The sequence below is a fragment of the Streptomyces sp. NPDC012466 genome (genome assembly GCF_042955215.1).
In the GTDB taxonomy this organism is placed as follows: Bacteria; Actinomycetota; Actinomycetes; order Streptomycetales; family Streptomycetaceae; genus Streptomyces.
The window spans coordinates 121,191-147,378 of sequence record NZ_JBIBEQ010000008.1; the positions used below are offsets into that span (position 1 = coordinate 121,191).

At 73.0% G+C, this 26,188-nt stretch carries 22 protein-coding genes and 1 pseudogene; 16 read left to right on the plus strand and 7 right to left on the minus strand.

What is annotated here, in order from left to right; translation table 11 throughout:
* The first annotated feature begins 7 nt into the window (after window positions 1-7).
* Both ACFY9E_RS28090 and ACFY9E_RS28095 read left to right on the plus strand, forming a co-directional pair.
* Window positions 8-3,874, plus strand: coding sequence for a Pls/PosA family non-ribosomal peptide synthetase (locus ACFY9E_RS28090; protein ID WP_390988598.1), 3,867 nt, complete (start codon window positions 8-10; stop codon window positions 3,872-3,874).
* 77 nt (window positions 3,875-3,951) lie between these two features.
* Window positions 3,952-5,295 carry a M1 family aminopeptidase gene (locus tag ACFY9E_RS28095; protein WP_390988600.1) on the plus strand — a complete coding sequence of 448 codons (1,344 nt, stop codon included), beginning with the start codon at window positions 3,952-3,954 and terminating at the stop codon, window positions 5,293-5,295.
* A gap of 60 nt (window positions 5,296-5,355) precedes the next feature.
* Here the strand turns inward: ACFY9E_RS28095 and ACFY9E_RS28100 are convergent, their stop codons facing one another.
* Window positions 5,356-5,682, minus strand: coding sequence for a hypothetical protein (locus ACFY9E_RS28100; protein ID WP_390988602.1), 327 nt, complete (start codon window positions 5,680-5,682; stop codon window positions 5,356-5,358).
* Between the two features lie 82 nt (window positions 5,683-5,764).
* Window positions 5,765-6,334, minus strand: coding sequence for a WHG domain-containing protein (locus ACFY9E_RS28105; RefSeq protein WP_390988603.1), 570 nt, complete (start codon window positions 6,332-6,334; stop codon window positions 5,765-5,767).
* A gap of 71 nt (window positions 6,335-6,405) precedes the next feature.
* Here ACFY9E_RS28105 and ACFY9E_RS28110 point away from each other — a divergent pair, with 71 nt between their 5' ends.
* Window positions 6,406-6,897: an FBP domain-containing protein gene (locus ACFY9E_RS28110; protein WP_390988605.1), complete on the plus strand. Its 492-nt coding sequence runs from the start codon at window positions 6,406-6,408 to the stop codon at window positions 6,895-6,897.
* 28 nt (window positions 6,898-6,925) lie between these two features.
* On the opposite strand, the gene ACFY9E_RS28115 is transcribed toward ACFY9E_RS28110, so the two are convergent.
* Window positions 6,926-8,320 (minus strand): hypothetical protein, encoded by a 1,395-nt coding sequence (locus ACFY9E_RS28115; RefSeq protein ID WP_390988606.1) that lies wholly within the window; start codon window positions 8,318-8,320, stop codon window positions 6,926-6,928.
* 239 nt (window positions 8,321-8,559) lie between these two features.
* Here ACFY9E_RS28115 and ACFY9E_RS28120 point away from each other — a divergent pair, with 239 nt between their 5' ends.
* The 11 genes and pseudogenes from ACFY9E_RS28120 (at window position 8,560) to ACFY9E_RS28170 (ending at window position 20,796) form a co-directional block, all read left to right on the plus strand.
* Window positions 8,560-9,210, plus strand: a complete 651-nt coding sequence (locus tag ACFY9E_RS28120; protein WP_390988608.1) for a LysE family transporter — start codon at window positions 8,560-8,562, stop codon at window positions 9,208-9,210.
* A 115-nt stretch (window positions 9,211-9,325) separates the two neighbouring features.
* Window positions 9,326-9,877: a snapalysin family zinc-dependent metalloprotease gene (locus ACFY9E_RS28125; protein WP_390988609.1), complete on the plus strand. Its 552-nt coding sequence runs from the start codon at window positions 9,326-9,328 to the stop codon at window positions 9,875-9,877.
* A gap of 888 nt (window positions 9,878-10,765) precedes the next feature.
* Window positions 10,766-11,695: an alpha/beta hydrolase gene (locus ACFY9E_RS28130; protein ID WP_390988611.1), complete on the plus strand. Its 930-nt coding sequence runs from the start codon at window positions 10,766-10,768 to the stop codon at window positions 11,693-11,695.
* 219 nt (window positions 11,696-11,914) lie between these two features.
* Window positions 11,915-13,525: pseudogene (locus ACFY9E_RS28135) on the plus strand (LuxR C-terminal-related transcriptional regulator); the annotation flags it as partial.
* A gap of 181 nt (window positions 13,526-13,706) precedes the next feature.
* Window positions 13,707-14,975 (plus strand): helix-turn-helix domain-containing protein, encoded by a 1,269-nt coding sequence (locus ACFY9E_RS28140; RefSeq protein ID WP_390988613.1) that lies wholly within the window; start codon window positions 13,707-13,709, stop codon window positions 14,973-14,975.
* 485 nt (window positions 14,976-15,460) lie between these two features.
* Entirely contained in the window at window positions 15,461-16,282 is an 822-nt protein-coding gene (locus ACFY9E_RS28145) for an ATP-binding cassette domain-containing protein (protein ID WP_390988615.1), read from the plus strand.
* Complete coding sequence (locus ACFY9E_RS28150) at window positions 16,279-17,082, plus strand: ATP-binding cassette domain-containing protein (protein WP_390988617.1); 804 nt, start codon at window positions 16,279-16,281, stop codon at window positions 17,080-17,082. Before ACFY9E_RS28145 ends, ACFY9E_RS28150 begins: the two co-directional genes overlap by 4 nt.
* Window positions 17,079-17,978, plus strand: coding sequence for a branched-chain amino acid ABC transporter permease (locus tag ACFY9E_RS28155; RefSeq protein ID WP_390988618.1), 900 nt, complete (start codon window positions 17,079-17,081; stop codon window positions 17,976-17,978). The genes ACFY9E_RS28150 and ACFY9E_RS28155 overlap by 4 nt, the downstream gene beginning before the upstream one ends.
* Window positions 17,979-18,000: 22 nt before the next feature.
* On the plus strand, window positions 18,001-19,113 hold the full coding sequence (locus ACFY9E_RS28160; RefSeq protein ID WP_390989160.1) for a branched-chain amino acid ABC transporter permease: 1,113 nt from the start codon (window positions 18,001-18,003) through the stop codon (window positions 19,111-19,113).
* Entirely contained in the window at window positions 19,110-20,390 is a 1,281-nt protein-coding gene (locus ACFY9E_RS28165; protein WP_390988620.1) for an ABC transporter substrate-binding protein, read from the plus strand. Before ACFY9E_RS28160 ends, ACFY9E_RS28165 begins: the two co-directional genes overlap by 4 nt.
* A gap of 28 nt (window positions 20,391-20,418) precedes the next feature.
* Window positions 20,419-20,796 (plus strand): VOC family protein, encoded by a 378-nt coding sequence (locus ACFY9E_RS28170; protein ID WP_390988622.1) that lies wholly within the window; start codon window positions 20,419-20,421, stop codon window positions 20,794-20,796.
* 20 nt (window positions 20,797-20,816) lie between these two features.
* Here the strand turns inward: ACFY9E_RS28170 and ACFY9E_RS28175 are convergent, their stop codons facing one another.
* The 4 genes from ACFY9E_RS28175 to ACFY9E_RS28190 form a co-directional block, all read right to left on the minus strand.
* Window positions 20,817-21,923, minus strand: a complete 1,107-nt coding sequence (locus tag ACFY9E_RS28175; RefSeq protein ID WP_390988624.1) for a hypothetical protein — start codon at window positions 21,921-21,923, stop codon at window positions 20,817-20,819.
* A 2-nt stretch (window positions 21,924-21,925) separates the two neighbouring features.
* Window positions 21,926-22,981 (minus strand): hypothetical protein, encoded by a 1,056-nt coding sequence (locus ACFY9E_RS28180; protein WP_390988625.1) that lies wholly within the window; start codon window positions 22,979-22,981, stop codon window positions 21,926-21,928.
* 82 nt (window positions 22,982-23,063) lie between these two features.
* Entirely contained in the window at window positions 23,064-24,083 is a 1,020-nt protein-coding gene (locus ACFY9E_RS28185) for an RNA polymerase subunit sigma-70 (RefSeq protein ID WP_390989162.1), read from the minus strand.
* Window positions 24,080-24,823, minus strand: a complete 744-nt coding sequence (locus tag ACFY9E_RS28190) for an SDR family NAD(P)-dependent oxidoreductase (RefSeq protein ID WP_390988627.1) — start codon at window positions 24,821-24,823, stop codon at window positions 24,080-24,082. Before ACFY9E_RS28190 ends, ACFY9E_RS28185 begins: the two co-directional genes overlap by 4 nt.
* A gap of 167 nt (window positions 24,824-24,990) precedes the next feature.
* Between ACFY9E_RS28190 and ACFY9E_RS28195 the strand changes: the two genes are divergently transcribed.
* Together ACFY9E_RS28195 and ACFY9E_RS28200 are read left to right on the plus strand one after the other, a co-directional pair.
* The gene (locus ACFY9E_RS28195; protein ID WP_390988628.1) at window positions 24,991-25,752 is read left to right on the plus strand and encodes a ZIP family metal transporter; all 762 of its coding nucleotides are present in this window, start codon (window positions 24,991-24,993) and stop codon (window positions 25,750-25,752) included.
* A 106-nt stretch (window positions 25,753-25,858) separates the two neighbouring features.
* Window positions 25,859-26,164 (plus strand): hypothetical protein, encoded by a 306-nt coding sequence (locus ACFY9E_RS28200; protein WP_390988630.1) that lies wholly within the window; start codon window positions 25,859-25,861, stop codon window positions 26,162-26,164.
* The last annotated feature ends 24 nt before the right edge of the window (window positions 26,165-26,188 follow it).

Sequence of the window (26,188 nt, forward strand, 5' to 3'; positions counted from 1 at the left end):
GGACCGGATGGCAGCCATACAGGAGAGTGACGCTCTCGGCCTGCTCGGCGAAGAGCTCGACGCGGAGATCCAGCAGGAGTTCGGGGACGCGGCCCGCTTTCCGGGGCGCTCGGCCGCCTCGCCGCGCACCCTCGTCGACGTCTTCGACGCGTCCGTACGGTCGTATCCGGACGAGCCCGCCCTGGACGACGGAACGAGCAGCCTCACCTACCGCGCGCTGGCCGCGGAGGTGGAGCGACTGCGGTGGCGGCTCGGCTCCGTCGGGGTCGGGCTCGGAGACCGGGTGGGCGTCCGGGTTCCGTCCGGCACCAACGAGCTCTACATCGCGATCCTCGCCGTGCTCGCGGCCGGTGCCGCGTACGTCCCCGTCGACGCCGAGGACCCGGACGAGCGGGCCGGGTTGGTGTTCGGGGAGGCGGACGTCCGGGCCGTCATCGGGGCCGGGCACGAGATCACCGTGCACGCTGCCGGAAAGGCTCCCGCGGCGCGCCCCGGCATCGAGCACGACGCGTGGATCATCTTCACCTCCGGCTCCACCGGGAAGCCCAAGGGCGTCGCCGTCTCGCACCGCAGCGCCGCCGCGTTCGTGGACGCCGAGGCCGCCCTGTTCCTCACCGACGACCCGATCGGGCCCGGCGACCGGGTCATGGCGGGGCTGTCCGTGGCGTTCGACGCCTCCTGCGAGGAGATGTGGCTGGCGTGGCGGTACGGCGCCTGTCTGGTGCCGGTGCCGCGCTCGCAGGTCAGAAGCGGTGCCGATCTCGGGCCCTGGCTGGTCGAGCAGGAGATCACCGTCGTGTCGACGGTGCCCACACTCGCCGCCCTGTGGGCCCCGGAGACCCTCAGCGACGTCCGGCTGCTGATCTTCGGCGGTGAGGCCTGCCCTCCCGAACTGGCCCAACGGCTGGTGACCGAGGGACGCGAGGTCTGGAACACCTACGGGCCCACCGAGGCGACCGTGGTGGCCTGCGCCTCGCTGATGAGCGGTCAGGAGCCGATCCGGATCGGACTGCCGCTGGACGGCTGGGAACTGGCCGTCGTGGACGAGGCCGGCGAGCCCGTGCCCATGGGCGGCAGCGGGCACCTGGTGATCGGCGGCGTCGGGCTGGCCCGGTATCTCGACGTCGGGAAGGACGCGGAGAAGTACGCGCCCCTGGAGTCCCTGGGATGGGAGCGGGCGTACCGCAGCGGCGATCTGGTCAGGGCGGACCCCGAGGGGCTGGTCTTCCTCGGTCGCGCCGACGAGCAGATCAAACTCGGCGGACGGCGCATCGAGCTCGGTGAGGTCGACGCCGCGCTCCAGCGCCTGCCCGGGGTCGCCGGCGCGGCCGCCGCCGTACGGACTGCCCGCGGCGGCAATCAGCTCCTCGTCGGCTACGTCGTCACCCAGGACGGCTGGGACCACACCGTCGCCGTCGAGAGGCTCCGCGCCGAACTGCCCGCCGCGCTCGTGCCGTTGCTCGCGCCGGTCGGGGAGCTGCCGACGCGCACGTCGGGCAAGGTGGACCGCGACGCGCTGCCCTGGCCGCTGAAGGGCCTGGAGACAGGCGGCCCGGCGGAACAGCTCTACGGCACCGAGGCATGGCTCGCCGAACAGTGGACCGAAGTGCTCGGCATCCCGGTCACCAGTGCCGTCGACGACTTCTTCGCCATCGGCGGCGGCAGCCTGTCCGCCGCCCAGCTGACCACCCGGCTGCGCGGCCGCTACCCGCGCGCCGCCGTCCTCGACATCTACCAGCAGCCGGTGCTGCGCAAGCTGGCCCGACGGCTGGAGAAGTCGGTGCACGACGACGAGGCCCGGCGCACGGTCGCCCCGGTGCCCAGGCGCGCCCAGGCACTCCAACTGCTGATCCTCCTCCCGTTGTTCACCCTGCTCGGTCTGCGCTGGATGGTGGCGCTGGCCGCGCTCGGCAATCTGCTGCCCGACCGCACCTGGCTCCCGACGGCCCCTTGGTGGCTCCTCGCCGTCGGGGTCGCCGTCCTGTTCAGCCCGCCGGGGCGGCTCGCCCTGGCCGCCGGTGGCGCCCGGCTGCTGCTGCGCGGGGTGAAGCCCGGCAGGTACGCGCGTGGAGGCGGCGTCCATCTGCGGCTGTGGACCGCCGAGCGGCTGGCCGAGTTCAGCGGCGCGACATCACTGACCGGGTCCTGGCTGGAGCGGTACGCGCGGGCGCTGGGCGCCAAGGTCGGGCCGGACGTCGATCTGCACTCGCTGCCCCCGGTCACCGGGATGCTCAAGCTGGGGCGGGGCGCGGCCGTGGAGTCCGAGGTGGATCTGTCGGGGTACTGGCTGGACGGGGACCGGCTGGAGATCGGCGCGCTGAAGGTGGGCGCGCACGCCGTCGTCGGTACCCGCAGCGTGCTCTTCCCGGGCGCCCGGGTGGGCAAGCGGGCCGAGGTGGCGCCCGGTTCGGCCGTCACCGGTCAGGTTCCCACCGGTCAGCGGTGGGCGGGGGCGCCCGCGGTCAAGCTGGGCAAGGCCAAGCGCAACTGGCCCGAGGAACGGCCGCGGCGCGGGACGTACTGGAGCGTGATGTACGGCCTCACCGGGTTCGCGCTGACCATGCTCCCCGTACTGGCGGGTGCGGCCGCGTTCCTCGTCGCCCGGATCTTCTTCACGCCGGCCTCGCCCCTGGCGGGCGCCGCCCTGGCCCTCGTCCCGGCGACGCTCGCCTTCGGGCTGGCGTACGCCGTGCTGATCCTCATCGCCGTACGACTGCTGAGCCTCGGCCTGCGCGAGGGAACGCATCCGACGCACAGCCGGGTCGGGTGGCAGGCGTGGACGGTCACGCAGTTGATGGACCGGTCACGCGAGATGCTGTTCCCTCTCTACGCCGGGCTGGTCACGCCGGTGTGGCTGCGGTTGCTCGGGATGCGGATCGGGCGTGGTGCCGAGGTGTCGACCGTCCTGGCACTGCCCAGTCTGACGACGGTCGGCGAGGGAGCGTTCCTGGCCGACGACACCCTGACCGCGCCCTACGAGCTCGGCGGTGGCTGGATGCGGATCGGGCGGGCCCGGATCGGACGGCGGGCCTTCCTCGGGAACTCGGGGATGACGGCTCCCGGGCGGAGCGTGCCGGACGGCGGGCTGGTCGGCGTGCTGTCGGCGACGCCGAAGAAGGCCAAGAAGGGCACCTCCTATCTGGGACTGCCGCCGGTCAAGCTGCCGCGCGCCGCCGCCGACGGCGACCGGAGCCGCACCTACGAACCGCCGGCCCGGCTGCTGTGGGCGCGCGCCCTGGTGGAGCTGTGCCGGATCGTGCCGGTGTTCTGCTCGGCCGGGCTGGCGGTGCTGACGATCGCCGCGTTGTGTGCGCTGGGGGCGTGGGCGCCGCTGCTGTCGGGGCTGGTGCTGCTCGCCGTGGGAGGGGGCGCGGCCCTCGTCTCGATCGCCGCCAAGTGGGCGCTCGTGGGGCGGCATCACAGCGGGGAGCACCCGCTGTGGTCGTCCTTCGTGTGGCGCAACGAGCTGGCGGACACCTTCGTCGAGGTGCTGGCCGTGCCGTGGCTGGCCGGCGCCGTGCCGGGCACGCCGGTGATGACGGCCTGGCTGCGGGGCCTGGGCGCACGGATCGGCCGGGGCGTGTGGGTGGAGAGCTACTGGCTGCCGGAGACCGATCTGGTGACGCTCCAGGACGCGTCCACCGTGAACCGGGGCTCTGTCCTTCAGACGCACCTCTTCCACGACCGGATCTTGCGGACGGATACTGTGGTCCTCCGTGAGGGCGCGACGCTGGGCCCTGGCGGGATCGTCCTGCCCGGCAGCACGATCGGGGCCCGCACCACGCTGGGTCCCGCGTCGCTCGTCATGGCCGCGGAGTCCGTCCCCGACGACACCCGCTGGCTCGGCAACCCGATCGAGGCATGGCGCCCCTGAGCGCGGGCCACCCGGAGCCTGAGGGCGACGGACCGGCAGGCAGTGGCAGCGGCGCAGCGCAGGGAGAACAGACGGCAGTGGCAGTCCAGCAGGCGGCGGGCGCGGACCCGTACTTTCCGGAGCACGGCGACCCCCGCTACCGGGTGCACCGGTACGAGCTGGCGCTGGACTACCGCCCGGGCCCGAACCGGCTGTCCGGGACGGCCCGCATCAACGCCATAGCGGGGCGGGCGCCGCTCACCGAGTTCGTGCTGAACCTGGCCGACTACAAGATCGGGCGGGTGCGGGTCGACGGACGGCAGCCCCATTACACGCACCGCGGCGGCAGGCTGCGCGTCCGCCCGGCCAAGCCGGTCCGCGCCGGGGCGCCGTTCACGGTCGAGGTGCACTGGTCGGGCAACCCCGAGCCGGTGAACAGCCCCTGGGGCGGACTCGGCTGGGAGGAACTGGAGGACGGGGCGCTGGTGGCCAGCCAGCCGATCGGGGCGCCGTCGTGGTACCCGTGCAACGACCGGCCCGCCGACAAGGCGTCCTACCAGCTCTCGATCACCACGCCGTCGGCGTACGCGGTGGTGGCGGGCGGACGCCTGCTGACCCGGACCACGAAGGCGAGCACCACCACCTGGGTGTACGAACAGTCGGCGCCGACGTCCAGCTATCTGGTCGGCCTGGCGATCGGCAAGTACCAGACGGTGCTGCTGGGCGACCCGGGGCCGGGCGGAGTCCCGCAGCACGGGCACATCCCCGCGCAGCTGCTGGGTGACTTCTCGCGGGACTTCGCGCGTCAGCCGCAGATGATGGAGGTGTTCCAGGAGCTGTTCGGGCCGTACCCGTTCGAGGAGTACGCGGTCGTGGTGACCGAGGAGGAGCTGGACGTGCCCGTCGAGGCGCAGGGACTGTCCCTGTTCGGCGCCAACCACGTGGACGGGGCGCGGGGTTCGGAGCGGCTGGTGGCGCACGAACTGGCTCACCAGTGGTTCGGCAACAGCGTCTCCATCGCCGACTGGCGGCACATCTGGCTGAACGAGGGGTTCGCGAAGTACGCGGAGTGGCTGTGGTCGGAACGGTCGGGCGGACGTACGGCGGAGCAACTGGCGTCGGCGGCACACCGGTTGCTGTCGTCGCTGCCGCAGGACCTGCGGCTGGCCGACCCGGGTCGCAAGTCGATGTTCGACGACCGGCTGTACGAACGCGGAGGGCTCGTGCTGCACGCGGTGCGCTGCGCGCTGGGCGACATGGCCTTCTTCCGCATGCTGCGCGCCTGGGGGCAGTCGCACCGGGGTGGCACGGTCACGACCGCGGCCTTCACCTCGCACGTGGCCCGCTTCGCGTCCGAGCCGGTGGACGAACTCCTCCAGGCGTGGGTGCGGGGGACGGCACTGCCGCCGTTGCCGGAGGCCGGGAGGCGTGCGGCGGGCTAGGCCCCACCCGCCTCTCGGCCGCGCCGACCGGTCAGGTTCTGGGCGTGCAAGGCTCCGAGGTCAGGTTCGGCCGGTGGTCCCGGTCGCGAACGGGCCGCCTTCGCCGCACGCGAGCCGCCCGAGGTTCTCGCCGATGCGGCGGTGCCCGGCCGGGCCGGGGTGGGCACCGTCGGGCAGTTCGATCGTGGTGGCCCAGGTGCGGAAGACCGACAGCACACCGGAGGGCTGGGCCTCGGCCGTGAACCGTTGGTCGCCGGGGATCTGCCTGCGCGCCCCGGCGGGCAGCCGGCGCGGCAGCAGGCCGTGTTCGGACGCTTCCACGTCGAGGTGTCCGCACGGAAGGCCGGCGGTGACGGGGGTGGTGATCGTGTCGTGCTCGGTGCTCATCGCCTCGGCCTGTTGCTCGGGACGTCGTGATGCCCGGATGTGCCGGCGCCCCGCGCGAGGACCGGGCTGTGCGGACGGCCGGTCAGGGGGTGGCCCGGTTCCGTAGCAGGGTGTCGAGGGAATCCACGATCCAGGTCCAGGATTCCCGGGCGCCGGGGGCGCTGTGGTCGAAGCCTCCGGCCAGCTCCAGGCTGACGTAACCGTGGAAGACGCTGCCCAGCATCCGGACCGCGTGCGTCTGGTCCGGCTCCGCGAGGTCGTAGCCGCGCAGGATCGCCCGCGTCATCTGGGCGTGCCGCACCCCGGCGCTCGCGGCCGCCGTCTCGGGATCGAGCCGGAGACGTGCCGCGGCGTAGCGGCCGGGGTGCTCCCGGGCGTAGTCGCGGTAGGCATCCGCGAAGGCGGCCAGGGCGTCCTTGCCGGCGCGCCCGGCCAGGGCGTCGGCGACGCGGTCGGCGAGTTCCTCCAGGGCGAACAGGGCGATCCTCGTCTTGAGCTCCTGGGAGCTCTTCAGATGCGAGTACAGGCTCGCGACCTTGACGTCGAAGCGCCGGGCGAGCGCCGACACGGTCACCTGATCGAAACCGACCTCGTCGGCGAGTTCCGCCCCCGCCCGGGTCAGCCGCTCCGGGGTCAATCCCACTCTGGCCATGACCTGCCTCCTGTTCGACGATACATATTATGTGTTTGCCTAAAACCTTTAGGCAAATTAGCGTGTGGTTCATGAGAGCCCTGACCGAGCGGGAGATCCGCACCGCCTTCGTGAACTGCACCAAGGGCGAGGCCAAGCGCCTCTCCATCCCGCACGACCTGGCCGAACGACCCTGGGACGACCTGGACTTCCTCGGCTGGAGGGACCCCGGGGCACCCGACCGGGCCTACCTCGTCACCGAGCTGGACGGCCGTCCGACAGCGCTCGCCCTGCGCTGCTCCGGCGCCACGTCCTGGCAGACGCGGCGCAGTATGTGCTCGATATGCCTGACCACCCACACCGGCGGCGTCTCCCTCATGGTCGCCGCGAAGGCCGGCAAGGCCGGACAGCAGGGCAACTCCGTGGGTGTCTACATGTGCGACGACCTGGCCTGCCCGTTGTACGTGCGGGGCAAGAAGGACGCGGGCGTCGGCGCCCGCCTCCCCGAGTCGCTCACCCTGGAGGAGAAGATCCAGCGGACCGTCACCCACCTCACGGCGTTCATCGCCCGGGTCACCGCATGACCCGACCGGCCTTCGAGGGCCGGCGCGGTCAGCGGGGGACGCCCGAGGCGTCCAGGTACTGGTGCATGACGCGGACGGGGAGGCTGGGGTTGCCCAGGGCCGAGTCGGATGTTTCCTCGTTCTCGCAGCCGCGGATGATGAGGTCGACCGGCAGCGCGGGATGGGCGGCCGCCATGGCGCGTACGCGTGCGTCGGGGTCGGCGAGCAGCCGGACCACCACGTCGACCGGAGCCTGCGGGTCGAGTCCGACCAGCCACCTCTTCCCGGGATCCGGGTCGTCGGCGAAGCGCCGGCCGGCGCCCGCGCGGGGGAAGTTCGGGTGGGCGAGCAGACCGCCCTTGGTGATGACCTCGCAGTCCAGGTAGGTCTGCAGCACGACCTCGCCGTCGACGGTCGGCTGGTTCTCGCACAACAGGAGTCTCACCGGGTAGTCGTCGTCCTGCGAGAGCAGTTCGACGGCGTCGGCGGGCAGGTGCGCACTGCAGGCGGCGCTGCGACGCAGGAGGATGTTGGCCGAGCGGGCGCATCGGCGCAGGATTTCCGGATCGGCGCAGCGGCGCACCCACTCGACCGGGTACAGCCGGTCGGCCGCGCCGATGGAGATGTCGACGGCGGCACGCTCGGTCTCCGTCAGCTCGGGGCGTACCGACACGGCCAGCCGGACGCTGTGCGCTTCGTCGTCGGCCAGCCCACGGACGATGCCGATGGCCACGTCGAGGTTGGCCGCCAACTCCCGCCGCTCCGCCTCGTCGCCGCTCGCCGCGAGCCGTTCGGCGGTCGCCGTGTTCATGGCGCCGGAGCGGATCACCTCCTGCCGTGCGAAGGAGCCCAGGTCCGCGTCGAGCAGGAGGTCGGTGTACTCCGCGTCGTCGCGGCAGGCCTTCATCATGGCCGCCAGGCGTACCTTCTCGTCGGGGTCGTGGAGCAGGCGGTCCCGGGTTTCTTCGGAGAGCAGGGCCCACGCGCGGCACGCCGCCTCCCGGAGGTCCGCGTCCTCGTGGTCGGCGAGTGGGGCGACCAAGTCCGGAGCGGTGTGCCGGCAGCGTGCGGCGCTGCGGCGGACCCGTGCCTCCTGGTCGGCGAGCAGACGCTTCTGGGCGGCCAGGGGGAGGGGTTCCACGGGGATGCGGAACCAGTCGGGCCCGTCCGCCAGAGCATGGCGCACCCGTACGTCGGGATCGTCGACGAGCCGGGCGCGCTGTTCCGGCGTCACCGAGGGGTTCGCGGTGAAAGCCGACCGCAGCCGGCGGTCGGGATGGGCGACGATGGCGTCGACCACCTCGTCCGGCAGAGCACGCCAGGCCAGCGTGTCCCAGGCCGCGATGGCCTCCTCGGCCAGCAGTCTGGTCAGTACCCCGACCGGTGCCGCCGGATTGCGCGCGATGGCATCGATCGGCTTGCGGTGAGCACACCTGTCGCACATGGTTCCCCCCGTTCGCCGGCGAATGACGCAGGCTCGCAGATTGTGCTCTGCCCCCTATGCGAGGTCAACGGCGGTGATCACGCTCGACCGGACGCTGCTTCGTCCCTCGTTCGGCAGCGGGGCTGTCCGAGCCGCCCGTACGGGGGTACCCGGCGAGGCCGTCGCGTCGGTGGCCGGTGCGTGGAGGTGCCAACGGGCGCGGATCACAGGTGGCTTGAGAAGCGCGGAGTGGGGGGCGGATGGCGGTCGACCTGGTCGGTTTCCTCGGCGTTGTCCTGGTGGCGTACGTGGTGCCGGGCCCGGACTTCCTCGTGGTGGTCAGATCGGCGGCCGAGGACCCCTCGAAAGGCAGAGCCGCGGCGCTCGGCGCGCAGGCCGGGCTGTGCGTGCACATGCTGGCCGCCGCGGCCGGTCTCTCGGTGATCGCCACCCGTTCACCCATGGTGTACGACGCGATCAAACTGATGGGCGCGGCCTACCTCGTGTATCTCGGTGTACGGGCCGTGCTCGCCGCCCGCCGGGCCGTTCGGGAACGGAGGAGCCCGAACGAGGCCGCGGCGTACGCCCCTCGGGAGCGCGGGCCGGCCCGGGGGCGTTTCCGGTCCGGTTTCACGCAGGGGTTGCTCACCAACGTGCTCAATCCCAAGGCCGCTCTGTTCTTCCTCAGCGTCCTGCCGCAGTTCGCGGACGGCAACGGCTCGCTGGCGCGGCAGATCTTCTTCCTGGGCATGCTGGACGTCATCATCGGCGTCGTCTACTGGTTCGCCCTCGTCGTCGTCGCCGCGCGACTGCGAGCCCTGCTCGCCAGGCCGACGGTCCGCCATCGCTGGGAGCTGACCACCGGCTGGTTGTTCATCGTCATCGGCATCTCGGTCGCGGCCGTCGCCTGACGGTCCGGCAGGCGGTGTGCGTACCCCGTTCGATGGATTCGGTGGCGACCCCGAGGGGCAAGGGGCTAGAGAATGTCATGAGCACGACTGCCCTTTCCCCACGAGGAGGTCGATCATGCACGTCCGCTCGCTGACCGGCGGCCTGGCTGCCGCCTGTCTGGTGTCCGTGTCCCTGACGGGTGGCCAGGTCGCCGCCGCCGCGCCCCATGCGCCGGCCGCCCGGGTCCTGACCTATGACGCCGCCGGCTCCGCGGAGTTCAGGAGCGCCGTCGATCGGGGTGCCGCGATCTGGAACGAGAGTGTCGACGCCGTCGAACTGCGGCCCGTCGCGGCCGGACAACGCGCGAACATCCGGGTCCTCGCGGACAACGGCTGGCCGCGCGCCCTGCCCACCACCCTCGGCAACGGGACCGTGTACATCGGGCGCCAAGCCGTCGACCAGGGCTACAACACGATCCGCATCTCCGCGCACGAACTCGGGCACATCCTGGGCCTGCCGGACCGCAAGCCCGGACCGTGCTCGAGCCTGATGTCCGGTTCCAGCGCGGGTACTTCGTGCACGAACCCGTATCCGAACGCGGCGGAGAAGGGGGAGGTCGAGGGGAACTTCGGCGGCGCACTCGCCGGACCGGCCCCGGTGGTGCGTGCCGGCGTGATCGTGGACTGACACATCGCGCCCCACCCGAAAGGGATGCCCGGCGGATGCCAGGCATCCCGCACCCGGCCGTCGCGGCCGTGCACGCGGTCACCGGACCGCGCGCACGGCCGCTTCGCCTGAGCGGGCCTTCCAGAGCGGACCCGCTTTCCTGCCCACCCTCACCCTGGGCCCTCTCCCCGGGGTGGGGTGGTGAGCCGCGACGCGCAGGGGCCGGGAGTCCGGCTGGAACTCCGTACGCGCGGCGACCCGCGCACCGGCTGACTGATCGCGAGGGGCCGCTGCCCGCCGTCTCGGCGTACTCGACGCGGGCGACGGTGAAGCCGTTCCCGAGAGCAGGGCGTGGCCGGGCTCCGTGACGATCTGCTGGTCGCCGCTGAACAGGCGGGCGCGTGCCGGCTCAGCCGGCCGCACACGTGTCGAATCCGGGGGCCGGGCCGTCACCGGCGAAGCCGACCGGCAGGCCCCGCCGAACGTCGGTGCCGACGCTCTGGCACCGGCAGGCCCCGCCGAACGTCGATGCCGACGCTCTGGCACCGGCAGGCCCCGCCGAACGTCGATGCCGACGCTCTGGCACCGGCCGGTCCCGGCGGCCACCTTCTCGGCGAACGCGAGGGCCTTCGCGATGCTCCGGGCGATCAGGCCGGGCCGGCCGCCTTGTGATCCGGCAGGAGCGTGCAGCCAGGTCGGCAAGCGACGTTCCCGGTACGCCCGAAGCAGCCGATCAGCGTCCGTCGGCGGCACAAGACCGGTGACATTGCCGGTCCGCACGCGGTGGCCGGTCCCTGACAGTGGCACGGCCAGCCCGACGGCGGTGCCCGTCACGGGCACGCGGCGGACTCCCCAGGTCCCGCGTGCCCGCGAACGGGCCGACCGCCACGACAGAGAGGACGACTCGTCGTGCGACTCCACCCCCACACCGCTTCACCCCCTCGCGCCCGTGGATCACGTGGGCGCAGGGCCGGGCGACTGGCCGCCGCCGGGGCGGCACTCGCCGTCGTCGTCGGCCTGGGCCCCCTGGCCGGCCCGGGCGCCCACGCCGCGGACAACCCCTACGAGCGCGGTCCGGCCCCCACCACCTCCAGCATCGAGGCGCTGCGCGGCCCGTACGCCGTGTCGCAGACGTCCGTCTCCTCGCTGTCCGTCACCGGATTCGGCGGCGGCACCATCTACTACCCGACGAGCACCAGTGACGGCACCTTCGGCGCGGTGGCCGTCTCGCCCGGCTACACCGCCTACGAGTCGTCCATCTCCTGGCTCGGGCCGCGCCTGGCCTCGCAGGGCTTCGTGGTGTTCACCATCGACACGCTCACCACGGTCGACCAGCCCGACTCGCGCGGCCGCCAGCTCCTGGCCGCCCTGGACTACCTCACCGAGCGCAGTTCGGTGCGCAGCCGCGTCGATGCCTCTCGCCTCGGCGTGATGGGCCACTCGATGGGCGGCGGCGGCAGCCTGGAGGCCGCCAAGTCGCGCCCTGCCCTCCAGGCGGCGATCCCGCTGACCCCGTGGAACCTCGACAAGACCTGGCCCGAGGTCACCACCCCGACCCTGATCTTCGGAGCCGACGGGGACACCATCGCCCCGGTCGCCTCCCACGCCGAGCCCTTCTACTCGAGCCTGTCCTCGTCGCTGGACCGGGGCTACCTGGAGCTGAACTCGGCGACGCACTTCACGCCCAACTCGTCGAACACGACGATCGCGAAGTACAGCATTTCCTGGCTCAAGCGGTTCATCGACAACGACACCCGCTACGAGCAGTTCCTGTGCCCGCTGCCCCGGCCGAGCCTGACCATCGAGGAGTACCGGGGCAACTGCCCGCACCGCTCCTGACGTCCCGCGCCCCCGGGCTGCGGAAGGCGGCAGTGAGGGGGAACCGGCGGCGGACGCGTCACACGCGTCCGCCGCCGACGGCGTGCCGGGGCACGGCCGGGAGGGCCGGCCGTTGGGCCGCGGCACAGTCCGTCCCCCGGCCGAGTTCGGTCGACGCGCGGACCGAGCTGCGGGTTTGCATGCTGGGACGCCCGGACGTCAGCCTTCCGGTCTTCTTTACGCGCAAGTAACCTCCGTGGGGTGACCGGAGAAAGCAGCAGGGCGCGGACGGCTCCCCGCGCCGGGAGCCGGAACGGACGGGACGCCGCCCGGTCGGCCGCCGAGGACCGCGGTGGTGTCGAACTCGCTCGCGGCAAAAGGCAGTTGTTCGACGGGCCGGTGGGTGACGCGCGCGAGTCCCTGTTGCTGGCCGCATCCCTGCTGACCTCTCACGCCCCCGAGGCGGCCGAGGCCGCCGGCCTCTGCGCGGCGGACGCCGCATGGGCCTCGGGCGACGTCCCGGCCTGTCTGGCCGTCCTCGACGGCATGGAGAACCCGGCGCGGTCCGTGGAGTACGGCGCACCGGACACCGCGGCACACGCGACCGTTCCCGAGGGCGGGCAGTCGGGGCCGGGGCCGGAATGGGCCCGGGACCCCTTCCTCCGGGACTACCGCGACGGCCTGCGGGCTCTGCTGGCCCGCAGGCCGGAGCACGCTGCCGGGCCGCTGCGGCGCGTGCTGGACCAGGCGCACATCGACGGCCGGCCGGAGCGGCTGCTGCGTGCCGCGGCGGCGGCTCTGCTGCTCGGGGACGTAAGGGCGGCTCGCGCCGCCGGCTCACGCGCCCTCGCGGCCGCCCGCAACGTGCAAAGCGCCGCGTACGAAGCACGGGCCCTGGAATACCTGGCGTACGGCGAACTGCGCGCCGGCCGCCATGCGCAGGCCCGCGCCCACGCGGAGGAGGGCGTGTGCGCGGCACTCCTGGCCGGCCACCGCAACATCGCGGCGAGCCACCACGCGATGCTCGCCCTGGCCGCTTCGATCGAGGGGGACACCGCCGCGGTCGCGGGCCACGCCTCGGCCGCCCTGCATACCGCCCGTCGCCATGGCCTGGCCCAGGCCGCGACCCTGGCGGAGTGGGCCATCGCCCGCGCCGACCTGGCCCGCGGCCGTCCCCTGGACGCCGCCGACCGGCTCGGCCCGCTCGTCGGGGCCGGTCCGCGGCGGGGTCACTTCGCGGTGTGGATGCTGGCCGTGCCCTGCTTCGTGGAGGCCGCGGTGCTCGCCGGGCAGCCGGAGGACGCGCGGGGGGTCGTCGACGATCTCGCCCGGTGGGCGGCCTTCGGCGCGGATCCGCACGCGCCCGCCCAGCTCGCGCGCTGCCGTGCCCTGCTGACCGCCGAGGACGGTGAGGCCGACGAGCTCTACCTGAGGGCGCTCACCCTGCACGACGCGTCGGGCGGCGACTTCGAGCGTGCCCGCACGGAGCTTCTCTACGGCCGGTGGCTGCGGCGGCGCCGTCGGCTGCGGGAGGCCCGTGGCAGGCTCGGAGCCGCCCTGGTCGCGTTCGAACGCTGCGGCGCCGGCGCCTGGGCCGATCAGGCGCGTGGCGAGCTGCGCGCCAACGGAGCCGCGTCCGGTACGGAGCCGAGCGCAGGGCTCTCACGGCTCACGCCGCAGCAGCTGCGGATCGCGCGCCACGTGGCCGAGGGCGCCACCAACAGGGAAGTGGCCCAGCGGCTGGCCGTCAGCACCCGCACGGTCGACTACCACCTGCGCAACGTCTTCGCGGTTCTCGGCGTGCGCTCCCGCGTCGAGCTGGCCCGTCTGGTCGACCAGGAGAGCCGCTGAGACTCCGCCCCGGATCGAGAAGACTGCCGCACGACTCTGGGGACCGACCGGACGGTATGCCATTCTTCGAGGCAGGACTATTGGGTGACGACGGCCGAACGCGCAGCGCACCCGCCGGACGCCGCTGAGCCCGGCCGGCGCCGGACGCTGCCGGAAGGCCGAAGTTTGGGGGAGGACCGCGATGCATCCTGCCGCACGCACACGCACGACGTTCCGCACCGGACCGGCCCCCGTCCCGCAGCCGCGGACACGACGGATCCGGTCGCTGATCGACGCCGACGCGCTGCGCGTCCTGCACCGTGCGGCCCGCGTCCTGCTCGACGACCTGCCGGACCTGACCGACCGGCTGCTGGCGGTCCTGCGTGAGCAGGAACCGGCGTACCGGACCGCGCTGGAGAACGACCACGCCGCCACCTGGCAAGAGGCCTACCGCTCGTTGCGGCACAGCGTGACCTCGCTGCTCGACCCGCGCGGCACCCGCGAGGCCGCCCAGCGCTGCACCTGGCGGATCGGTGTCGCCCGGGCCGAACAGGGCCTGCCGCTGGACGCCCTGCTGCACGCGTTCCGGCTGGGCGGGTCCCTGGTGTGGCAGCGGCTGGTCGAGGAGACCACCCGCTCGGAACCGGAGGACATCCGGCTCCTCGTGCACGTGGCCACCGACGTGTGGAACTTCGTCGACGAGCACTGCACCCTCGTGGCGGACGCCTACCGGCAGGCCGAGCGGCAGCTCGCCTGGCGGCGCGAGAACCGGGTGCGTCTGCTGGCGGCGGCCCTGCTGGACGGCACGAGCCGGATCGCGGACCTGCCCGAGACCGCCGAGCGACTGTGCCTGCCGGAGCACGGCCGGTACGTCGTCGTCGCGGTCGCCGGCGGCCGCCCGCAGGACCCCGCGCCCGGCGGGAGCGTCTACTGGCATGCGGGAGTGGAGGCGGACTACGCCATCGTCCTGCTCGGCGACGAGGGGGAGGAGGAGAGCGGCCGGGACCCCGTGGTGGCCCTGGCCCTGCCCACCGACGGCCGGGCCGGATGCCGGATCGGCGTCGGAGGCGCCGTGACGGGACTCGCCGCCGTCAAAGACGCCCGGCGGCTGGCCGACCTGGCCCTGAGCCTCTGCCCACCCGAGGGCGGCACCGTCCGGCTCGCCGAGCACCTGCCCGAGGCGCTGGTCGTCTCCTGCCCGGAGCTCGGCGCGACCCTCACCGAGCGGGTGCTCGGCCCGCTGCTGCGGCTCGAACCGTCCGACCGGGACGTTCTGCTGGACACCCTGGTCGCCTGGTTCGCCTGCGAGGGGTCCGCGCAGCGAGCCGGCGAACGGCTGTACTGCCACCGCAACACCGTCCTGAACCGGCTGCGCCGCTGCGAGCAGCTCATCGGCCGCTCCCTGGCCCGTCCGCACGACCTGGTGGAGGTCGGCCTCGCACTGACGGCGCGCAGGCTGCTGCGCGGCTGACGGGCGCAACGCCCACCCCGGCCACCCCAACACCGCGGCGAGCCACTACGCGGTGTTGGACCTGGCCGCTTCGATCGAGAGGGACACCGTCGCGGTCGCGGGCCATGCCTCGGCCTCCCTGGGCGCGGCCCGTCACCACGGTCTGGCCCGGGCCGCGACCCTGGCGGCGTGGGCCATCGCCCGCGCCGACCTGGCCCGCGGTCGTCCCCTGGATGCCGCCGACCGGATCGGCGCCCGGGCGGCGCCCCTGGCCGAGTGGGTCACCACCTGGCCCGTCGTCCCTCGGACGCCGCCGACCGGATCGGCGCCCAGAGGCTGTCGGCCGGTCGCCACCCCTGGGCAGCCGCACAGCCCCCGCCGACCCGCGTTGGGACCGCGCAGCCACCCCGTCCGAACACCTGTACCGCACGCCCGGGCCCGTGCTGTCGTGAGCTGCCCTTCCCCCGAAGCACCCGTGCCCGACGGCACGGATCCGAGGAGCCGTGATGCCCGAAGCACCACCGGACGAAGAGCCCGCCCTGCACGTCGAGGGCCTCGACGTGACCTACGGCCGCGCCCTGTCCGCCCTTCGCTCCGTGTCCCTGACCGTCCCGCACGGCACGGTCGTCGCCCTGCTCGGCGCCAACGGCGCGGGCAAGACGACCCTGCTGCGGGCGGTGTCGGGCACCCTGCGCCTGCACCGCGGCGCGATCACGGCAGGCCGTATCCGCTACGGCGCCACACGACTCGACGGCCGCGACCCGGTGGCCGCGGTACGCGCCGGAGTCGTGCAGGTCCCCGAGGGACGCCGGGTCTTCGCCGGACTCACCGTCGACGAGAACCTGCGCTCCGGCGGCCTCGGCCTCGGACGACGCCGCCCGGACCAGGTCGCCGAGGCCCGCGACCGGGTCTTCGCCCTCTTCCCGCGCCTCGCCGAACGCACCCGGCAGGCAGCGGGGCTGCTGTCCGGCGGCGAACAGCAGATGCTCGCCATCGGCCGGGCCCTCATGGCCGCGCCACGCCTGCTCCTGCTCGACGAACCCTCCCTGGGCCTCGCCCCGCAGATGGTCTACCGGATCGCCGAGGTCGTCCGCGAGATCAACGCCCAGGGAACCGCCGTCCTGCTCGTCGAGCAGAACGCGGGCATGGCGCTGTCCCTCGCCGACACCGCCCACGTCCTGGAGGTCGGCGAGGTCCGGCTCTCCGGGCCCGCCGACGAACTCGCCCGCACCGACGCCGTGAGGCGGCTCTACCTGGGCGAGACCACCGAAGAGGACACCGAGTCCACACCGAGAGCCCAAACCACCGAGGGGCAGGGAGCCGCGTGACCGTCCGCACCACCGCACCGCCCCCCGAACTGGCCGTGACGGACGTGACCGTCCGCTTCGCGGGGCTCACCGCCCTCGACGCGGTGTCCTTCACCGTCGCCCCGGGCTCCGTCCACGCGCTCATCGGACCCAACGGAGCGGGCAAGTCCACCTGCTTCAACGTGCTGTCGGGGCTGTGCCGCCCGGCCGCGGGCACCGTACGACTCGGCGACGCCGACCTCACCCGGCTCGCCCCGCACCGCATCGCCGCCCTCGGCGTCGCCCGCACCTTCCAGAACATCGTCACCACGCAGGGCACGGTCGCCGACAACCTCATGCTCGGCCGCCACGCCCTGACCCGGGCCGGGTTCACCGCCAGCGCGCTGCGCCTGCCGCACGCCCGGCGCGAACAACGCGCACACCTCTGCCGGGCTCGCGAGATCGCCGAACTGACCGGCCTGGCAACGCACTTCGACAGCCCGGTGGCCCTGCTCTCCTACGGCGACCGCAAGCGCGTGGAGTTCGCCCGCGCCCTGTGCCTGGAGCCGAGCGTCCTGCTGCTCGACGAGCCGGTCGCCGGCATGAACGCGGCCGAACGCGCCCGCACGGTAGAGGTCGTGCACACCGTCCGAGCCGAACTCGGCCTGTCCGTCGTCCTCGTGGAGCACGACATGGGCCTGGTCATGCGGCTCGCCGACGAGGTCACGGTCCTCGACTTCGGCCGCGTCATCGCCCACGGCACCCCGGACGAGGTCCGCCGCGACCCCGAGGTGCTGCGCGCCTACCTCGGCACCGGAGCCGAGCAGGAGGACGCGGCATGACCACCCTCCTGGACAACGTCTTCAACGGCCTCGCCCTCGGCGCGGTCTACGCCCTGGTCGCGCTCGGCTTCGTCATCATCTTCAAGGCCTCCGGCGTCATGAACTTCGCCCACGGCTCCCTGCTGCTGCTCGGCGGCTACCTCACCGCCGTACTCCACGACGACCTCGGCTTCGCCGGCGCCCTCGCGGTGTCCGTGCTCATCACGGCGGCCGTGGCCGGCGCCATGGACCGCTTCCTGCTCCAGGCCGGCGGGGGAGCGGACCCGCACACCGCCCATGTGCAGACCATCGTCACCATCGGCGTGGACATCCTCATCCTCACCGACCTGTCGCGGCGTATCGGCGGTGACCTGCTCTCACTCGGCGACCCCTGGGGCGACTCGGTCAGCGGGCTCGGGCCGGTGACCGTCGCGGACAGCCGGATCGCCGCGATCATGGTCTCCGGCGTGGTCATCGCAGGCGTCTTCGCCCTGTTCCGGTACACCTCGTGGGGCCTGTCGCTGCGTGCCGCGGCGGAGGACGTCGAGGCGGCCTCCCTGATGGGCGTACGACTGGCGCGGATCCGCATGCTCGCCTGGTGCCTCGCCGGGGCGCTGGCCGCCCTGGCGGCGGTCTTCCTCGCCGCGTTCCCCGCACCCGGACTGGAGCGCACCACCGGGCAGATCGCCCTGAAGGCGTTCCCGGCGGCGATCCTCGGCGGGATGGCCTCGCCGCCCGGCGCCCTCGCGGGCAGCCTGCTGATCGGCATGACCGAGGCGCTCGTCGCGGGCTACCAGTCCGATCTGCACGTCCTGGGTGAGGGGTTCGGCGACGTCGCCCCCTACGCGGTGATGGTGCTGGTACTGCTGGTCAGGCCCACCGGGCTGTTCGGCGCGAAGGCGGCGGTCCGTGTCTGAGCGACTCTCCCGCACCCGTGCGATCCGCCTGAGCCTGACCCTCGCGGCCGTCACCGTCCTGTGCGCCCTGCCCTTCTACCTCGACGCGTTCTGGCTGCGCATCGGACTGTTCTCGATGGCGGCCGCCGTCGGCGCCGTCGGCCTCGGTCTGCTGTCCGGAACGGCGGGCCAGCTCTCCCTCGGCCACGCCTTCTTCCTCGCCGTGGGCGCCTACGGCTACGTGTGGCTGGCCGGTGAGCCCGGACCCGGCCTCCCGACCGCCGTGGCCGCCGTGCTCGCGGTCCTGCTCGCCGGGGCGGCCGGCGGACTCTTCAGCCCCGTCGCCGGCCGGGTGCGCGGCATCTACCTGGGCGTCGCCACCCTGGCCCTGGTCTTCCTCGGCCATCACGTCCTGCTCACGGCGGACTCCGTCACCGGCGGCTTCAACGGCCGCTCGGTGCCACCGCTGGAGCTGGGCGGCTTCTCCTTCTCCGCGGACTCCGAACTGACCCTGCTGGGTGTGCCGTTCGGCGCCGAGGAACGGCTGTGGTACCTGGGACTGGCGCTGTTCGCGGTCACCTGGTTCACCGCCCGCGGACTGCTCCGGGGCCGTCCCGGACGCGCCCTGGTGGCGCTGCGCGACAGCGAGACCGCGGCCGCCGTGATGGGCGTGGACGTCTCCCGCTACCGCTCGGCGGCCTTCGTCGTCTCGTCGATGTACGCCGGGCTGGCAGGGGTGATGCTCGCCCTCTCCTTCCGCCGGGTGGTGCCCGACTACTTCGGTCTGGTGCTGTCCGTCGACTACCTCGCCATGATCGTCATCGGCGGGCTGGGGTCGGTGGCCGGAGCCACCGCCGGTGCCGTCTTCGTCACCGCGCTGCCCCTGCTGATGACCCGCTACGCCGACCAACTGCCCCTCGTGGCCGCCCCAGGCACCACCGACGGCACGGTCGGCCCCACCGAGGCCGCCCGCTACCTCTACGGAGCGGCGATCGTCCTGATCCTGCTGTTCGCGCCCGACGGACTGCACGGTCTGGTCCGCCGGCTGCGCGCCCGCCTGCGCGCCCCCGAAACCGCCGCCTCACCACCCGCGAACACCACCTCCCCGTCCCGACCGCACACGCCGGCCGCACCAGCCAAGGAGCCCACCCCGTGAAGCCCACGCACCACACCGCACCACGCACCAGAACGCTTCTGGCCACCGCCCTGGCGGCCCTGCTGCTCGCCGGCACCGGATGCAGTTCCAAGGCCGACTCCTCCGGCAGCACCGGCGACGGCGCCGACGGCGTCAAGACCGGGCCCGGAGTGACCGACAAGGTCATCAGACTCGGCGCCCTCACGGACCTCACCGGCCCCTACGCCACCCTCGGCAAGAGCATCGTGCAGGCCCAGCAGATGTGGGCGGACGAGGTCAACGCCCGCGGCGGCATCTGCGACCGGCGCATCGAGATCGTCGTCAAGGACCACGGCTACGACGTCCAGAAGGCCGTCACCGCCTACGCCGACCTCTCCGCGGACGTCGTGGCGCTGCCCCAGGTCATCGGCTCGCCCGTGATGGCCGCGCTGCTCGACGACATCGAGCGCGACAAGGTGCTCACCTTCCCGCAGGCATGGGCCGCCTCCCTGCTGGACCGGGACGCGGTCCAGGTCCTGGGCACCACCTACGACATCGACATGATCGCCGCGGTCGACTTCCTCAGCCGCACCAAGGGCCTGGCCAAGGGCGACACCATCGGCCACGTCTACTTCGAGGGCGACTACGGCGCCAATGCCCTCGAGGGCTCGCAGTGGGCCGCGAAGAAGGCCGGCGTGAAGGTCGTCGGCCAGAAGATCAAGGCGACCGACACCGACCTGTCCGCGCAGGTCTCCGCACTGCGCAAGGAAGGCGTGAAGGCCATCCTGATCAGCGCCGGGCCGGCCCAGACCGCGTCGCTGGTCGGCGTCGCCGCCTCCCGCGGCCTGAAGGTGCCCGTCGTCAGCAGCGCCCCCGGCTATGCCCCGCAGCTCATGAAGACACCGGCCGCACCCGCCCTCGCGGCCATGCTGAACGTGGTCAGCGCCGCGCCCGCGGTGAGCTCCGACCTGCCCGGGGTGCGCAAGATGGTGGCTTCCTACAAGAAGAAGTACCCGGACTCCCTCCTCGACTCCGGCGTGCTGTCCGGCTACAACGCCGCTCAGCTGATGGGCACCGACCTGAAGAAGGCCTGCGAGAACGGCAGTCTCACCCGCGAGGACGTGGTCAAGGCCCACCGCTCCCAGGCCAGCGTCGACGTCGGCCTCGGCACCGCACAGAACTTCTCCGACAAGGCACAGCCCGCCAGTACCTCGACCTACGTGCACAAGCCGGACGCCAAGGCGGTGGGAGCCGCGGTGAACCTGGAGGATGCCCATGCGGCACCGGGTGTCGAGGAGTACCTCGCCTCTGCCAGCTGACGGGTGCGGACACCCCTAAGATCGGCCCATGATCGCGGACCTGCAGTGTGTGGTGCTGGACTGCACCGACCCGGTGGAACTGGCCGCGTTCTACCAGTCGATCCTCGGGGGCACCGTCAACCAGCCTGACCGGCGGTGGGCGTTGAGCGAGGCCTGGGCCACCTTGCACACGGCGTCCGGTGTCGTCCTCGCCTTCCAGCGGGCAGAGGACCACCGGCCGCCACTGTGGCGGGACCCGGCCGGACCGCAGCAGTTCCACCTCGACTTCGGAGTCGCGGACCTGGACCGGGCCGAGGAGCAGGTACTGGCCCAGGGAGCGCGGTTGCTGGACGCCGGTTCGGACGGGCGGAGTTGGCGGATCTACGCCGACCCGGCCGGGCACCCGTTCTGTCTGGTCCGCCATTGAGAAGCGGGCTGGGACCCTTCTCAGCCGAACCGCAGGATGCGGGGGGCGAAGGTGCCCTCGGGGCCGCCGGCGCGGCCGACCGACCACACGGTCCCCGTGCCCGGCACCGGCGCCAGCCGCAGCAGTGAGGAGTCACCCTCCCCGGCCACGGCCGGTTCGCCGTACTCGGTGAACGAGCTTCCGTTCCAGGCGAGGAAATCCGGCCCCGGAACCAGAGGCGGAGAACTGCCCGGCGGGCCCCACTTCTGCGAGCGGGCCACCGACACCCAGGCCAGTTCGCCGGACGGGCCGGGCGCCAGGGAGGTGACCGAACCGAAGTCGGTCGGCATGGTCACCCGGTTCCACGTCTGCCCGTCGAAGCGGACCAGCAGGGGCGGGATCGGCTTGCCCGCCGGGCCGCCGATGAACCCGCCCGTGCCTCCCGCCCACACCTCCGTCGGCGAGACCGCGAGCACAGTGCCCACGGCGGCCCGAGGGAATCCGTGCACGATCGTCTGCTGCCACGCCTGCCCGTCCCAGTGCGACACGGCCGCGCCCGCGGCGGCGTCGCCCGCGGCCCAGACGTCGTCGGCCGCCAGGATGTGCAGGCCGTACACGGACCCGGGCGGCACCGGCACGTCCCGCCAGCCGTGCCCGTCCCAGCGCAGCAACGCCTGTGCGCCGTTCCGCGCACCGATCAGCCAGGTCTCACCGCCGCCGGCGACCACCTTGGTCAGCACGACCCCGCGCGGCGGACGGCTCTCGTGCCAGGCGCCGTCGAAGCGGAGCAGCCGGGTGCCGCCCGCCGAGTCGCGGCCGATCGCCCAGACCGCTGTCGGTGAGGTCGCGGCGACGGACAACAGCTCTCCCTGCCAGCCGATTCCGGGCAGAGCCTGGCGATCCCACGCGGTTCCGTCCCAGCGCAGCACCAGCGGGAAGCCCGGCGCCTCGCGGCCGACGGCGTCTGCGCCCACCGCCCAGGCCCGGTCCGGCCCGAGCGCCACGGCCTCGTTCAGCCCGGCCTGTGGGCGTACCTGTGCCGGGACCGGAACGTGCTGCCAGGACAGTGTGTCCGCCGTGGCCGAGACCAGGCCGGCCATGACGGTCAGGGCGACGGCGAGGACCGCGACGAGAAGTCGGCGTGCCATGGTCAGCCTCCCAGCCGCTCGCTCATCAGATTCGGTTTCGAGCCGTAGATCTCGACGGTCCCGAAGGACAGCAGCGAGGACCCGGCCCTCGCCAGGGCGCGCGGCTCGACGTCGATCGCGTTCGTGCGGTCCGGGCCGTAGGAGAAGGTGGACCGGATGCCGTCCAGGGCCACCCGCGCGTACGTCGACCGGAACGCGCGGTCACTGCGCACCGGCAGCCACAGCGCGCCGTCCGGGCCGCGCACCATGGCCTCGGTGGAGGTGTCGCCCAATGGCGGGTACGGGGTGCGCCAGGCGTGCCCGTTCCACGTCATCAGGTAGGTGCGGGCCGTCCCGTCGGTGTACCGACCGCCGCCGATCGTGACCCGGCCGGTCGGTTCGAGCAGGATCGTGTGCACGTTGCTGTTCGGCGGTAGCGGCACCTTCGCGTCCCGCCAGGCTGTGCCGTTCCAGCGCAGCACGGCGGTGCCGGTGCTGGTGTCCGCCCAGGCCCAGGCGTCGGTGGCGGTCCGCGCGGTGATGCCCATCAGGTACAGCACCCCGTCCGGGGTGGACTGCGTGGTCCAGCCGGAACCGTCGTGGTGCAGCACCTTCAGTCCGGTGTCGTCCTCACCCACCACCCACGCGGCACCCGGGACGGCGGCGAAGTCCTGGTAGGTCCACAGGGATTGCGGCAGGCGGATGGTGGACCACCCCCCTGCCGACCGGCGCAGGATCTCACCCGCCCCCGCGCGGTACTGGAAGATCCACGTCTCCGCGCCGGCGAACTGCACCTTGCCGAGCCGGCCCGGCTCCCCGGCGCCGGGGAAGGTGGTGTCCCGGCTCCACGCCGTGCCGTCCCACCGGTACAGCATCGGCCGCGGTCCGTCGGGAGCCTGCTCGTACCCGGTCGCCCATGCCTCGACCGGCCCGCGTGCGGCGAGATCGGACACGGTCACCGGCGGGACCGCCGCCGGAACCGGCACCGCCGACCAGCCCCGCGTCACGGCCGCGGCCGGCGAGACGACCGCGGCACAGGCGATGACAAGGCAGACCATGACCGCGCGGAGCCCGTTCACGAGACCTCCCCAGAACGCGAAGGTCGCTCACCTTAATGTCGTTCACCACCCGTGACCAGACAGCACACAGCCAATAGGACGGTCATGTGCGGCGCTCCGGTCGGAGCCCGGGTACGGACGTCGAAGCGAACGTCGGTACCAGGCCGGGGTCGTTGAACGCGGTGATGCGGGCGATCCGGGATCCGGCCAGGGTCAACACCTGGATGCCGTACGGCTCGTGGCGGCCCTCGCCCGTGTGCTGGTAGGCGATCAGAGCGGGCTGGCCGTTGGCCCGGGTGGGCAGCAGGCGCCACAGGTTCCTGCGCAGGACCCTGGTGGCGAGGAAACCGATGACGGCCTGCCGGCCGGTGAACCACGTCGGCGTCGGCGGCATCTCCATCTCGACGTCGGCGCGCAGCAGGCGGACCAGCGCATCGGGGTCGGCCCGGGTGAACGCGTCGACGTAGCCGTTCAGGAGGGCTCGCCGGGTCTCCTCGTCCGGCTCGTGCAGGTCGTCCCACGCCGGTCCGGCCTCGGCCAGGCGGGCCCGGGCGCGGCGCAGTGCGCTGTCGACGGCCGCGGTCGTGGTGCCCAGCATGGCGGCGACCTCGGCCGTCCGGAACGCCAGCACGTCGCGCAGCGTCAGCACGGCCCGCTGCCGTGCCGACAGCAGCTGGAGCGCGGCGATGAAGGCGAGCCGCACTCCGGTTCTCCGGACCGCGACGACCGCGGGGTCGTCGGCGCCGACCAGCGCGTCGGGGGCCGGCTGGAGCCACGCCACCGACGGTTCGCGAGCGGCGACGGCCACCCGGTGATCGTCCGAGGGTGCCCCCAGTCCTGACGGCAGCGGCCGTAGGGTGCGGGTCTCCAACGCGGTCAGACAGGCCATGGTGGCGATCTTGTACAGCCACCGCCGCACCGAGGAGCGGCCCTCGAACCTGGCGAATCCACGCCACGCCCGCAGGTAGGTCTCCTGCACGAGGTCCTCGGCGTCGTGGATCGAGCCGAGCATCCGGTAACAGTGCGCGAGCAGCTCCGGCCTGAACGGCTCGGCCAGGGCGGCGAAGTCGTCGTCCGATGACATCGTGGTCTCTCCAAGGTGCGTGTAGGTGGTGGCATTCAGCCGATCGGGTGCAGCCCGGTGCCGACGACCCGGTACTCGGCGTCGCTAGCGGGGTCCTGGGCTACTTCCATGACGGCCTTGGCCAACTGCTCGGAGGTGAGCACCGGTTGCTCCCGGCCCGCGACGAAGGCGGCCGGGTCGACACCCTGACGCGCGGCGTAGCCGTCGACCGCGACCGCGCCGACACCGCCGGCCGGGGTCATGTTCGGAAGCAGCGTGTGGAACCGGATGCCGAGGCCCGCCCGTTGCGCCTCGTCGGCCGCGTACCCGCGGAGGTAGCGGATGGCCGCCTTGGCGCTGGCGTATCCGCCGCTGAGCGGGGAGCCGCCCAGTGCGGCCCCGCTGGACATCGAGACGACCACGCTGCCCTGCGCCAGCGGTGCGCGCAGAGCGGCCCGGGTCCAGGTGAAGACGTGGCGCGTGTCGGTGAGCCAGTTGCGGCTGAAGGTCTCCCAGGTCTGCTCGTGCACGGGCGCCATGGGGGGCGTGGCTCCGGCATTGAGGACGAGCAGCCCGGGACGGTGTTCGCGGATCACGGACTGAGCGAGTGCTTCGTCGGTGGCGTCGGCGACGAGGGCGGTGAAGCCGGCGCCGAGCTCGTCGCGCACGGCGTGCAGCTCCCGCTCGGTGCGGGCGATTCCGATGACGCCGGTGCCGGTGGCGACGAGCGCGGCGGCGATCGCACGCCCGAAGCCACGGCCGGCACCGGTCACGACTGCGGTTCGGAAAAGGTCGGGCATCGGACACTCCATGGTGGGGTGGGGTTCGGTCGCTGTACTGGACCGGCCCGGGGAGGAAAAACCGTCGCCCCGCCCGCGATGAGACAGTGACGTGCGTCACAGGTGCTGGATCATCCGCGCCGGGCGCCGGAGGTGCCGATCACGCTCGGGCGGGTACACGGCCCGGCATGTCCGAGGTGATACAGGCAGGTGGCTGGGGGTTGCTGGCAGGAAGCGCACTCCTGCTGGGAGCGGCGTTCGGTTACGGGGTGCGCGTGCCCCAGAAGGTCATCGCGCTGGTGATGGCCTTCGGTGCCGGTGTGCTTCTCTCGGCCGTCTCCTTCGAACTGGTCGGTGAGGCCTACGAGCAGGGCGGGCTCGGCCCGGCGGCGGTGGGGACGCTGGCCGGGGCGGTGGCCTACACGGCCGGCAACCTGTGGCTGGCGCGCCGTGGCGCCCGGCATCGCAAGCGATCGGGTCATCACTCGGGGCAGTCGCAGCCGTCCGAGCAGGAGCAGGGCGGCTCGGGTCTGGCGCTGGCGCTGGGTGCGCTGCTGGACGGGGTACCCGAGTCGGCGGTGATCGGCGTCAGCCTGCTCGACGGTGGGGCGGTCAGCCTCGTGACGGTCGCGGCGGTGTTCATCAGCAACATCCCGGAGGGCCTGTCCAGCTCGGCGGGGATGAAGAAGTCCGGGCGCGGCAAGGGGTACGTCTTCGCGGTGTGGGGCGCCATCGCGGTCGCGAGCACTATCTCCGCGGTCCTCGGGTACGCCGTCCTCGGGGGCTTCTCGTCCACCGTGATCGCGGGGGTCACCGCCGTGGCCGCCGGCGCGATCCTGGCCATGATCGCCGACACCATGATCCCCGAGGCGTTCGAGGAAGCCCATCTGGCGATCGGGCTCGTCACCGTCAGCGGCTTCCTGGTCTCCTTCGCCCTGTCCCACGCCTGAGACCCCCGCAGCGGCCGGCAGGACCGATGGGGAGCGCCGGGGTATGGTCCTCGACGTCCCGCCCCGCCACCATGGGCCCTGCGGGCGAGTCGGGGGAGGACCCGGCATGGCGGCGCCTGCGAGACCACCCCAGCGGGAGTTGTCGGAGCGGCGGCCGGAGCTGGACGCGATACGCATGCCGGTGGTCGGTGTCCCCGCCGATCGCCACCGCGGCAACCGGGTGACGACGCCGACGCGAACGCGGCGCCGCCGGATCCACGGTCATCTCTCCGCCGCCGCACTGCCGTTGTACGTCCTCCACCAGCCGATCGTCGTCGCCGTCGCCTCCCTCGTGGTGGGCTGGGCGCTGCCGATCCTCGTCGAGTACGCGGGGCTGGTGACGATCTCCCCCCTGCTGACGCCGACGGCGTAAGAGCTGCTGGTGCGCCGGGCGCGT